Raw genomic sequence first — 11,801 nt, forward strand, 5'->3', positions numbered from 1 at the left:
ACGCCGCCGGACGGGCGGCGCTCCATCTGCCGGATGAGGGCTCGGAACGTCAAACGACCACGTTCACGAGACGGCCCGGCACCACGATGATCTTCTTAGGCGCCTTGCCTTCGCTGAACTTCGCGACCATTTCGTGCGCGGCCGCTTGCTGCTCGATCGCGTCGCGCGATGCGTCCTTCGCGACCGTGATCGCGCCGCGTACCTTGCCGTTCACCTGCAGCACGAGTTCGATCTCGGCCTGTTCGAGCGCCTTCTCGTCGACCTTCGGCCACGGCGCGTCGAGCAGCGGGCCGAATTCGTCGGCATAGCCGAGCTCCTGCCACAGCTGGAACGTCAGGTGCGGCACGACCGGATACAGTACACGCAGCATCACGCCGTAAGTTTCGCGCAGCACGGCCGTCTGCGCGCCTTTCGCGCCATCGAGCGCGTTGAGCATCTTCATCGCGGCCGATACCACCGTGTTGTACTGCAGACGCTGATAGTCGAAATCGGCCTGCTTCAGCACGCTATAGATTTCACGACGCAGCGCCTTGTCGGCGTCGTTGAATTGTGCGGCGTCCAACTGGCCGCCCGTGCGCAGCGCGGCTTCGTTCGTGTAGCCGAAGTTCCACACGCGACGCAGAAAGCGGCTCGCGCCTTCGACGCCCGAACCCGACCACTCGAGCTGCTGCTCGGGCGGAGCCGCGAACATCACGAACAGACGCGCGGTGTCCGCGCCGTGCTGATCGATCAGCATCTGCGGGTCGACGCCGTTGTTCTTCGACTTCGACATTTTCTCGACGCCGCCAAGCACGACCGGCTCGCCGTCGGCGTTCAGCACCGCGCCGACCGGGCGGCCCTTGTCGTCGAACGAGACGGTGACGTCCGCCGGGTTGTACCAGGTCTTCTTGCCCGCTTCGTTTTCGCGGTAGTAGGTTTCGTTGAGCACCATGCCCTGCGTGAGCAGGTTCGTCGCCGGTTCGCCGAACTTCACGAGGCCGAGGTCGCGCATCACCTTCGCCCAGAAACGCGAGTACAACAGGTGCAGGATCGCGTGTTCGATACCGCCGATGTACTGATCCATCGGCGCCCAGTAATCGGTGCGCTCGTCGACCATCGTCTTCGCATCCGGCGACGCGTAGCGATAGAAGTACCACGACGAATCGACGAAGGTGTCCATCGTGTCGGTTTCGCGCTTCGCCGCGCCGCCGCAGCTCGGGCACGTGCAGTTCAGGAACGCTTCGGACTTCGCGAGCGGATTGCCCGTGCCGTCCGGCACGAGGTCTTCCGGCAGCACGACCGGCAGGTCTTGTTCCGGCACCGGCACGTCGCCGCACTTCGGGCAGTGGATGATCGGAATCGGCGTGCCCCAGTAACGCTGGCGCGACACGCCCCAGTCACGCAGACGCCACGTGATCTGCTTGTCGCCGAGGCCGAGTTCCTTAAGATCGGCGGCGATGCGGTCCACCGCTTCGTCGTACGCGAGGCCGTCGTACTTGCCGCTGTTGACCAGCGTGCCGGTCTTCTCGCCGTACCACTCCGCCCAGGCTTCAGTCGAAAACTCCTTGCCCTCGACCGCGACCACCTGCTTCACCGGCAGACCGTACTTCTTCACGAACGCGAAGTCGCGCTCGTCGTGCGCCGGCACGCCCATCACCGCGCCTTCGCCGTAAGTCATCAGCACGTAGTTGCCGATCCACACCTCGACCTGCTCGTGCGTCAGCGGATGCGTGACGTAGAAGCCGGTGGCCATGCCCTTCTTTTCCATCGTCGCGACGTCGGCTTCGGCGACGCCGCCGCGCTTGCATTCGTCGATGAATGCCTGCAGTTCCGGCTTGTCTTGCGCGAGACGCGTGGCGAGCGGATGCTCGGCGGCGATCGCGCAGAACGTGACGCCCATGATCGTGTCGGCGCGCGTCGTGAACACGCGCAGCAGCTTCTGTTCGCCGTCGATTTCATACGGGAAGCCGAAGTTCACGCCGAAGCTCTTGCCGATCCAGTTCTGCTGCATGATCTTCACGCGCTCGGGCCAGCCGAGGCCGTCGAGATCGTTCAGCAGTTCATCCGCGTACTGCGTGATGCGCATGTAGTACATCGGGATTTCGCGCTTTTCGACAAGCGCACCCGAGCGCCAGCCGCGCCCGTCGATCACCTGCTCGTTCGCGAGCACGGTCTGGTCGACGGGGTCCCAGTTCACGGTACCGGTTCTCTTGTACGCGATGCCCTTTTCGAGCATCTTCAGAAACAGCCACTGGTTCCACTTGTAGTAGTCGGGGCTGCAGGTCGCGACTTCGCGCGACCAGTCGATCGCGAGACCCATCGACTGCATCTGCTTCTTCATGTAAGCGATGTTGTCGTAGGTCCACTGCGCGGGCGGCACGTTGTTGGCCATCGCGGCGTTTTCCGCCGGCATGCCGAACGCGTCCCAACCCATTGGCATCAGCACGTTGTAGCCGTTCATCCGCAGATAGCGGTACATCACGTCGTTGATCGTGTAGTTGCGCACGTGCCCCATGTGCAGCTTGCCCGACGGATACGGCAGCATCGAGACGCAGTAGAACTTGGGCTTGTCGGTGGTTTCCGTCGTCTTGTAGGCGTCGATGGCGCGCCATTGCCCTTGCGCGGCGGCTTCGACGTCGGAGGGAACGTATTTTTCGTGCATGGTGTGATGGGATCGCTAGGTTCGGTGCTTTCGCACCGGCCCGGTGCTCTGCAGAATGTCGTTGCGTCGTTTCCCCTTCGGCGGGGAAAGGGCTGATTATACCGTTCGCGGACGGGTGCGCCGCTACGCGCGGCATGGTGCGGGGCGGGGTATGCCGGATTCGTCGACGCGCTGCGCGCCCGCCAGCGTCCGGTGATGCTCAGTGCTGCGCGGCGGGCGGCGGCGGGTCCGTCACGAAGCCGATCCGCTCGAGCCCCGCCTGCTGCGCGGCGCCCATCACCTGCGCGATTACTTCGTAGCGCGTCGAACGCTCCGCGCGCAGCTGGATGTCCGACTGGTCCGCCTGCTTGCCGGCCTCGGCGAACTGCACGCGCATCTGCGCGAGCGTGATCGGCTTGCCGTTCCAGTAGAGCTTGCCGGCGCCGTCGATCGACAGGGAGATGGTTTGCGGGGTCTGGCGCGCGGGCGCCGCCGCGACCTTCGGCAGATCGAGCCGGATCGCATGAGAGAACAGCGGCGCGGTAATGATGAAAATCACCAGCAGCACCAGCATCACGTCGATCAGCGGCGTCATGTTGATCTCGGCCATCGGCGCGGCCGCCTGCTTCTTCTCGAGTCCGTCGAATGCCATGTCGCCTCCTTGCGTCTGAGCTTGGCCCTGCCCGCCGCACGCCAAGCGTCAGCGGTGCGCCTCGTGCGCCGCCTGCTGCGCGCGAGGCGGCGTCGGCGCATGCTCGGGGGAGCACACGTACGCGTGCAAATCGTGCGCGAAACCGTCCAGCTCCTCGGTCAATTGCCGCACGAGGCGGCCCAGCACGTTGTAGCCGAGCACCGCCGGAATCGCGACCACCAGACCGAACGCGGTCATGATCAGCGCCTCGCCGACCGGTCCCGCGACGTTCTCGATCTGCGCCTGCCCGCTCGCCGCGATGCTGCCGAGCGCGTGATAGATGCCCCATACGGTGCCGAGCAGACCGACGAACGGCGCGGTGCTGCCCACCGACGCCAGCAGCACCTGACCGAACTCGAGCCGCCGCTGCGACGCGGCGAGCGCCTGGCGCAGCGCGCGCAGCACCCGTTCGCTGCGCTCGACGCGCGCGAGCAGCGCGCCCGGAATGTCGACCTCGGCCGCACTGAGCGCCGCTTCGGCGAGCGGCGCGAACACGCGCTCACGGTCGGCGCGGCGCAGGATGGCGACGCCTTCGGCGAGCGTCGGCGCTTGCCAGAAGCGCGCGATCGCCCGCGAGGACTGGCGTTTCGTGCGCGCCAGAATCCAGCTCTTGACGATCAGAAAACACCAGCTCGCAATCGACATGGCCAGCAGCACGTAGGCGACGGCATGCGTGATTGCGTCGCTCGTTTGCAGGTAATGGATGATGCCGCTGCTGCCTGCCATCTGACCTCGCCTTCGGAAAGTGACTTCGGGAGGGCGCGCTCGGGATGCGCTGCCCCGCCTATGCGCAACGAACTTCGCTCAACGCAGGCCGAGCACGTCCTGCATGTCGAAGAAGCCGTTGTCGTGGCCTTCGAGGAAGCGTACAGCACGAAGCGCGCCTTGTGCATATGACAGGCGGCTCGCCGATTTGTGCGTGATCTCGATGCGCTCGCCGATGCCCGCGAACAGCACCGTATGATCGCCGACGATATCGCCGCCGCGAATCGCCGAGAAGCCGATCGTCGACGGATCGCGCTCGCCGGTCACGCCTTCGCGGCCGTAGACCGCGCAGTCGTCGAGATTGCGGCCGAGCGCGCCCGCGATCACTTCGCCCATCGTCAGCGCGGTGCCGGACGGCGCATCGACCTTGTGGCGATGATGCGCCTCGATGATCTCGATGTCGTAGCCGGTCGAAAAGTGCCGCGCCGCGTATTCGAGCAGTTTCAGCGTAACGTTCACGCCGACGCTCATGTTCGACGCGAACACCACGCCGATCTTCTGCGCCGCCGCGCGCAGTTGCGCTTTTTGCGCGTTGTCGAAGCCGGTCGTGCCGATCACCATTTTCACGCCGTGGCGCTGCGCGGCTTCGAGATGCGCGAGCGTCGCGTCCGGGCGTGTAAAGTCGATCAGGTAGTCGGATTCGGCAAACACGCGCTCGATATCGTCGGACAGCAGCACGCCGGTCTCTTTGCCGAGGAACGCGCCGGCGTCCTGGCCAAGCTGCGCCGCGCCCGTGCGGCAGAGCGCGCCGGACAGCGTCGTGTCGGCGTCGTTGAGGACGGTTTCGATCAGCATGCGGCCCATACGGCCCGATGCGCCTGCAATGGCAATTTTCATGACGATGAGGATTCGAAAAGAGTCAACCGGGATGGAGCCCGGCAAACGCGGCCCGGCGAATGCACCGACCAGTGTGCCGGGGAATGCGCCCGGTCGATATAGAAACAAGCGGCGACAGGCGGCACGATCTTGCGACAAGGCCGCGCGGCTCGCTGCTGAAGCCAACGCCCGCGGCCAACCGGGACGGCTCGCTCAGGTGACTGACTGATACCGCCCGCTGCGGCGAGCCACTGCCGCGGCGCACTGCGGCAACAGGTTCATGCGGCCCAAGCGGTGCATTTCCGGCCTCGCCTGACGCCGGACGAACACACATCTGGCGGGCGCCGCACATGCTACGCGCAGCCCGCCTCACGACACCGACAAGCGGATCAGTTGCTCGTTCCGGACGTTGACGGCGAAGCGTTCGGCGCCGAGCTGTCGCCGCTTTGCGAGCCCGTCGGGCCGACCGGGTTGCTCTCGTTTTCCGGCGCCGGCGGCGGCGGCCGTTTGAACTGGAACTGCGGCTGACCACCGGCCGTCGGGCCTTGCGTCGGGATTCCGCCAGCGCCTGCTCTCGGCACGGCCGAACGCACGGACGGCGCGCCGCTCGGCGTAGACACCGCGCTGGTCGCGCGATTGGCCGCCTGGGCAGCTTCCGCGTTGGCGTCCATGGACGGCGTGGCGGCTTGCTGGGCGCCTTCGACCGACGGCGAGCGCGTCGTGTCCACCGTGACCGGCGCCGCGGCGGCAGCCCCGCTTGCGGCGGCTGCGGCGCTGGCGGCCTCGGCCGCGCTCGGCGGCGTAGCGTTCGAGCGACGGCCACTGCGGTCGCCGTCGATTTCGGCCAGCAATTCGAGATTGGTCGGCAGATCCTCGCCACCCGTCCAGTGGGTCACGGTGTCGCCCGAGAAGAACACGACGAAGTCGCGTTGCTGAACGATCGAGGTGTTGCCACGCTTGAAATAGAACGTGTAATCCCAGCGATCCGCGTGGAACATATCGGTCAACAGCGGCGTGCCGAGCACCTGACGCACCTGTGCGCGCGTCATGCCGACCTTCATCTGGCTGGCCATTTCCTGCGACACGAAGTTACCTTGCACGACCGTAATCCGATACGGCGTAATGCTTTGGGCAACGCGCTGGGTCAGGCTGTCGTACGTGGAACATCCGGCAAGAACCGCGACAGTCGCAACCGCGATCAAGGTACCCCGCATGCGGCTCCCCCGGTAGATCAATTGAGATTTAGAAATCATTTCACTCACCGTGCGGGCCCGCTTGCGGGCCGCGCTCATTCCATCGAAAATGACCAGAACGGCAAAACACATTACTATGAGAGCCCAGCATTGTACTCTAGGGATCCCTTGTCATGACCAATCCAACCGATCTCAAGAATATCGGGCTCAAGGCGACCCTTCCGCGCCTCAAAATCCTTGAGATTTTCCAACACAGTCCGGTACGTCATCTAACCGCCGAAGACGTGTACCGCAACCTCCTGCACGAGGAACTCGATATCGGTCTCGCCACCGTGTATCGCGTGCTGACGCAATTCGAGCAGGCCGGCCTGCTCTCGCGCAGCAATTTCGAGTCGGGCAAGGCGGTGTTCGAGCTGAACGAGGGGACACACCACGATCACCTCGTGTGCCTCGATTGCGGGCTCGTGGAAGAGTTTTTCGACCCCGAAATCGAAAGTCGTCAGCAGTCCATCGCCAAGGCACGCGGCTTCAAGCTGCAGGAGCATGCGCTGGCACTGTATGGGGCGTGCACGAAGGAAAATTGCCCGCATCGCAAGCACTGATGCATCGCGGGCCGCGTGGGAATACGCGGCCTGGCAAGTCAGAAGAAAGACCCGGCCGATGAGAATCGGTCGGGTTTTTTGTTCAGGCGACGGCAAATACGGCTATCCGACCAGTTCCACGCTCGGCTCGAAGGCGAGCCGCCACGGCTCGGCCAACTGCAATTCGTCGCAATTCGGCGCGTCGCCGCCACGATCGACGACGATGAAATCGCTGACCTGGTCCAGCGCGAGCAGCGGATGGTGCCAAACCCCTTTCGCGTAATTGACGCCTTGCCACGCGTCGGTCCAGAACGCGCGCATCCGCGTGGCGTCGAACTCGCCGGCCGGCGCGACCACCACCAGATAGCGGCCCGCGCGTAACGGAATGAAAGCCTGGCTGCCGAGCGGATGCCGCTCCATCATCGTGATCTCGACGGGCAGCGCGCGCGGCTGCGCGCGAAACAGATTGACGAGCGGCCGGCCGCCCTGCTCCGCCACGTCGACGCGCGCGAGGTCGTGATAGCGCTCGGTGGTGCCGCCATTGATGGGAAAATGACGCGCGCCGTCAAGTTCGATCACGTCGCCGAACGGCGCGAAAGCCGCGCGCGTCAGGCGTTCCATCTGCAGGATCTTCATGCGTGCCGCTCCCTGATGTTGCGTGCGTTAAGCGATCTCGCCCCACAGACGCAGGCGCGACACGCCGCCGTCCGGGAAGATGTTGAAGCGCACGTGCGTGACCGGCCCGAGCGCGGCGAGGTCGTCCGTGAACGTGTGCACATGGTCCATCTGCAGCTTCTGTTCGCCGAGCAGCACCGGCCAGAACATCGCCTGCGTGACGAGCGAATCGTCGGTGCCGCCCGTCACCGATGCCGCCTGCAGCGAGCAGCGGTCCGGGAAGTTGCCCTTGAAGTGCGCCGTATCCACTTCGATCTTGCGGATCACGCCGGGCCGCGCGAGCGCGACGATCGCCCAGTCGTTGCCCGGCTCGCGACGCCGCCGGGTTTCCCAGCCGTCGCCCATGTTCACGCCGCGGCCTGGCATCAGCATGTGCGAGGCCGGCCCGAAATGCTGGTTATTCGCGGCGACGAGGTACGCGCCGTTTTCGATCGCGGCGAGATCGAGCAGCGTGCCGCGCTCGACGCGGCTCCAGTCCCGCTGCGGCTGGCCGTACACGCGCAGTCGGGCGAGCCCGCCGTCCGGATAGAGATTCACCCGCAGATGGGTGACCGGGCGCGCGTCTTTCACTTCAACGTAGTGATGCTGGTTGCCCTGTAGCGTCGTCGCCGGCACGAGCGGCTGCCAGTCGGCGTGCTCGGGCGGCACGTCAGCGTCGCTGTGACAGGCATCGATCGACGCCGCCGGCGGGAAATTGCCGGTGAAGTGGCTCGTATCGAGATCGACGCCATGCACGACGCCCGGCCGCGCGAGACGGATCACGCAATGGTCGTGGCCGTTCGTGCGCTTGCGGCGCGTCTCCCAGCCGTCCATCCACTTGCCGTGGTCGTCGTATTTGCCGGGGATGAACACCGCCGGCTGCGGCTCCAGCATGCGCTCTTTCGGTGCGAAGAATTCGTCGCTGGCGACCAGCGCCTTCGCGCCGAGGCGCGGATCGGCGAGGTTCATGTAGCGGCGCGTGAAGACGGGGGCGTTCGGGTCGAGGATCGGGTTGGCCATGATGTCGGTCAGTGTCGAAGAGGTCAGAAACGGCCGGCGGCGCCACGGCAGCCGTCGGTTTGCGAAAAACTCCGTCTGAAGACGATGCCGGTTGGTCTGGTCAGACCAGAGCCGGCGCGCCGCCGTCAGACTGCCGGCGCGTGTTCGCCCGCACCCGGCTCGGCGAGCGTGTCGTCGACAGCGGGCACGTAGCGCAGCGCCGCGTCGCGATTCAGCACGCGGTGCGCGCGCGCCTTGTCGATATCGTTTTCCCACACGGCGACCACCACCGTCGCGACGCAGTTGCCGATCAGGTTGGTCAGCGCGCGGGCGATGCCGACGAACCAGTCGACCGGCAGAATCAGCACGAGACCGAGCACCGGAATCGCGGGAATCGCGGAGAGCGTCGCAGCGAGAATCACGATCGCCGAGCCGGGTATGCCGTGCGCGCCCTTCGACGTCACCAGCGACACCAGCACGACGACGATCAGGTCATGAATAGACAGCGGGGTGTTGGTCGCCTGCGCGATGAACAGCACCGCAAGCGTCAGATAGATCGAGAAGCCGTCGAGATTGAACGAGTAGCCGGTCGGAATCACGAGACCGACCGTCGAATCCTTGACGCCCATCCACTCGAGCTTGCGCATGATCTGCGGCAGCACGGCGTCGGACGACGCGGTGCCGAGCACGATCGACAGTTCTTCGCGCAGATAGCGGATCAGCTTGAAGATGCTGAAGCCGGCGAGCCGCATCACCGCGCCGAGCACGAGCACGACGAACACCACGCAACTCGCGTAGAACACCAGCACGAGCATGCCGAGCTGCTTCAGCGACTCGACGCCGTAGGTGCCGGTCGTAAACGCGATCGCGCCGAGCACGCCGAGCGGCGCGAGCTTGATGATGAAGCCCATCACGCGGAAGAACACCTGCGACAGCTCATCGATCAACCCGCTCACGCGTTGCGCGCGCTTGCCGAGCAGCGACAGCGCCGAGCCGAACAGCACCGAGAACACGAGGATCTGCAGGATGTCGCCGGTTGCGAACGCGTTGATCGCCGTGTCGGGGATGATCTTCAGCAGAAAGCCGGCGGTGTCCTTCAGGCTCTTCGCGTGCTCGGTATAGGTCGTGAGCGACGCCGCATCGAGCGAACTCAGGTTCACGTTCATGCCGGCGCCCGGACGCGTCGCGTAAGCGAGCACCGCGCCGATCACGAGCGCGATCGTCGTCATCGCCTCGAAGTAGATCACCGACTTCAAGCCGACGCGGCCGACCTTGCGCAAATCGCCCGCATGCGCCATACCGCTCACCACCACGCAGAACACGATCGGTCCGATCACCATCTTGATCAGCTTCAGAAAGCCGTCGCCAAGCGGCCGCAAGGACTGCGCGAAATGCGGAAACACGGCACCGAGCACGATGCCGACCACGAGCGCTATCACGACCCGGCCAAATAGCGAATTGAAGAATTTCAACACGGCTTCCTCCTGCGGATGGTTGTCTCGGTCACTTCTGTTCAGACTGGTCCGACCAGTAGTGTTATGGGGAATAGTAGGAAGCCGATATAGTCCCGTCAAGGATTGATCGAACAGTGTTTACCCGTTGTTTTTTCGGCGATTTCGGGTCGGATTCAGGATTCGCGACGCCGTGCGGCGCGCCGTTTTCGACCGCGTATTAGAATTGCGGTCAGACCACGCCACCCAGTGAGCTTTTATGAAAAACGTCCCGCACACCGTCACCGACGCGGCCATCGCGACCATCCGCGAACGCATCGAAGCGGGCGTCTATCCGGTGGGCAGCCTGCTGCCGGCGCAGCGCCAGCTATCCGATGAACTGTCGATCAGCCGCGCGTCGCTGCGCGAAGCGCTCTCCACGCTCGAAGCGCTCGGCCTGCTGGTCATCCGGCCCGGCAAGGGCGTGTACGTGGAAAGCGCGCAGGCGAAAGCCGCTCAGGCGTGGCGTTTCGCCGAGCAGTCGTCGCTGCCCGACACGTACCAGATGCGCTACGCGCTCGAAGGCTTCGTTGCGCGCATGGCGGTGCTCGCGGTCACCAACGACGACCTCGCGTGGCTCGAGGAAAACGTCACCGCGATGCAAAGCGCGCTCGCCTGCGAGGAGCTCGACGAAGCGGCGCGGCTCGACTACGCGTTCCATATGCGCATCGTCAGCATCGCGGGCAATGCCGCGATCGAGTCGATCCTGCGCAGCAGCGCCGAAATCATGAAGGAAAGCCAGCGCATGCCGTTCTACCGGCGCGAGCGGGTGCTATCCACCTACACCGAGCATCGCGCGATTCTCGACGCGCTGAAGGCCCGCGATTCGCTCGCGGCGGGCAAGGCGATCGAGACGCACATCGCGAACGCCGCGCAGCGCGCGGGCGTCTATTTCCCGACGCCGTAGCCGTCGCGCCGATACCGCAGACGAAAAAAAGCCGCTCCGAGGAGCGGCTTTCATGCAGCGTGAAACCCGAAACTTACTTCGCGTTCGCGAGCGCCACAGCCGTGTCCAGCATGCGGTTCGAGAAGCCCCACTCGTTGTCGTACCAGCTCGACACCTTTACGAGACGGCCCGACACCTTGGTCAGCGTCGAGTCGAACGTCGACGAAGCCGGGTTGTGGTTGTAGTCGATCGACACGAGCGGTGCGTCGTTGTAACCGAGAACGCCCTTCAGTGCGCCTTCCGACGCTTCCTTCATGATCGCGTTGACTTCCTCGACCGTCGTGTCGCGCGCGGCGATGAACGACAGGTCGACGACCGACACGTTGATCGTCGGGACGCGGATTGCGTAGCCGTCCAGCTTGCCGTTCAGTTCCGGCAGCACGAGGCCGACCGCCGATGCCGCACCGGTCTTGGTCGGGATCTGGCTATGCGTGGCCGAACGCGCGCGGCGCAGGTCTTCGTGGTACACGTCGGTCAGAACCTGGTCGTTCGTGTACGCGTGGATCGTCGTCATCAGGCCGTTCACGAGACCGATCTTGTCGTTCAGCGGCTTGACCAGCGGCGCGAGGCAGTTGGTCGTGCACGATGCGTTCGAGATGACCGTGTCCGATGCCTTCAGTACGTTGTGGTTCACGCCGTAGACGACGGTCGCGTCGACATCCTTGCCGCCCGGCGCCGAGATGATGACCTTCTTCGCTCCGCCCTTGATGTGCGCGCTGGCCTTTTCCTTGGTCGTGAAAAAGCCCGTGCACTCCATCACGACGTCGACGCCCAGCTCGCCCCACGGCAGTTCAGCCGGGTTGCGGTTCGCCAGCACGCGGATCTTGTCGCCGTTCACGACGAGGTAGTCGCCGTCCACCGACACCTGGCCCGGGAACTTGCCGTGCGCGGTGTCGTACTGCGTCAGGTGGGCGTTGGTCTTCGCATCGCCCAGATCGTTGATGGCGACGATTTCGATATCGTGCTTCTTGCCGTTTTCATAGAAGGCGCGCAGGGTATTGCGGCCGATCCGGCCGTAGCCGTTGATTGCGACGCGAATCGTCATG

At 64.8% G+C, this 11,801-nt stretch carries 11 protein-coding genes; 2 read left to right on the forward strand and 9 right to left on the reverse strand.

All coding sequences use genetic code 11. The features are described from left to right. Positions 1-49: 49 nt before the first annotated feature. The 5 genes from leuS to bamE all read right to left on the reverse strand — a co-directional run bounded on the left by leuS (position 50) and on the right by bamE (position 6,106). Positions 50-2,641 (reverse strand): leucine--tRNA ligase, encoded by a 2,592-nt coding sequence (gene leuS / locus AB3X95_RS08445; protein WP_368621063.1) that lies wholly within the window; start codon positions 2,639-2,641, stop codon positions 50-52. 199 nt (positions 2,642-2,840) lie between these two features. Next, complete coding sequence (locus tag AB3X95_RS08450) at positions 2,841-3,272, reverse strand: ExbD/TolR family protein (RefSeq protein WP_368621064.1); 432 nt, start codon at positions 3,270-3,272, stop codon at positions 2,841-2,843. A gap of 48 nt (positions 3,273-3,320) precedes the next feature. Next, positions 3,321-4,037: a MotA/TolQ/ExbB proton channel family protein gene (locus tag AB3X95_RS08455; RefSeq protein ID WP_368621065.1), complete on the reverse strand. Its 717-nt coding sequence runs from the start codon at positions 4,035-4,037 to the stop codon at positions 3,321-3,323. A gap of 78 nt (positions 4,038-4,115) precedes the next feature. Then, entirely contained in the window at positions 4,116-4,913 is a 798-nt protein-coding gene (dapB, locus tag AB3X95_RS08460) for a 4-hydroxy-tetrahydrodipicolinate reductase (protein ID WP_176121836.1), read from the reverse strand. 368 nt (positions 4,914-5,281) lie between these two features. Then, on the reverse strand, positions 5,282-6,106 hold the full coding sequence (gene bamE, locus AB3X95_RS08465; protein ID WP_368621066.1) for an outer membrane protein assembly factor BamE: 825 nt from the start codon (positions 6,104-6,106) through the stop codon (positions 5,282-5,284). 152 nt (positions 6,107-6,258) lie between these two features. Here bamE and fur point away from each other — a divergent pair, with 152 nt between their 5' ends. Beyond that, positions 6,259-6,687 carry a ferric iron uptake transcriptional regulator gene (fur, locus tag AB3X95_RS08470; protein ID WP_027198845.1) on the forward strand — a complete coding sequence of 143 codons (429 nt, stop codon included), beginning with the start codon at positions 6,259-6,261 and terminating at the stop codon, positions 6,685-6,687. 102 nt (positions 6,688-6,789) lie between these two features. Here the strand turns inward: fur and AB3X95_RS08475 are convergent, their stop codons facing one another. From AB3X95_RS08475 to AB3X95_RS08485, 3 genes are all read right to left on the reverse strand, one after another. Continuing rightward, positions 6,790-7,302, reverse strand: a complete 513-nt coding sequence (locus AB3X95_RS08475; RefSeq protein ID WP_184226473.1) for an ureidoglycolate lyase — start codon at positions 7,300-7,302, stop codon at positions 6,790-6,792. A 27-nt stretch (positions 7,303-7,329) separates the two neighbouring features. Further along, a complete protein-coding gene (gene alc / locus AB3X95_RS08480) occupies positions 7,330-8,340 on the reverse strand; it encodes an allantoicase (protein ID WP_368621067.1) in 1,011 nt (336 codons plus the stop codon). 125 nt (positions 8,341-8,465) lie between these two features. Next, positions 8,466-9,794, reverse strand: coding sequence for a C4-dicarboxylate transporter DctA (locus AB3X95_RS08485; RefSeq protein ID WP_176105053.1), 1,329 nt, complete (start codon positions 9,792-9,794; stop codon positions 8,466-8,468). Between the two features lie 235 nt (positions 9,795-10,029). Here AB3X95_RS08485 and AB3X95_RS08490 point away from each other — a divergent pair, with 235 nt between their 5' ends. Further along, a complete protein-coding gene (locus tag AB3X95_RS08490; RefSeq protein WP_176121841.1) occupies positions 10,030-10,716 on the forward strand; it encodes a FadR/GntR family transcriptional regulator in 687 nt (228 codons plus the stop codon). 73 nt (positions 10,717-10,789) lie between these two features. On the opposite strand, the gene gap is transcribed toward AB3X95_RS08490, so the two are convergent. Then, a complete protein-coding gene (gene gap / locus AB3X95_RS08495) occupies positions 10,790-11,800 on the reverse strand; it encodes a type I glyceraldehyde-3-phosphate dehydrogenase (protein ID WP_176121843.1) in 1,011 nt (336 codons plus the stop codon). Position 11,801 lies beyond the last annotated feature (1 nt).

Source organism: Paraburkholderia sp. BR13444 (assembly GCF_040948755.1).
Taxonomy (GTDB): Bacteria; Pseudomonadota; Gammaproteobacteria; order Burkholderiales; family Burkholderiaceae; genus Paraburkholderia; species Paraburkholderia youngii.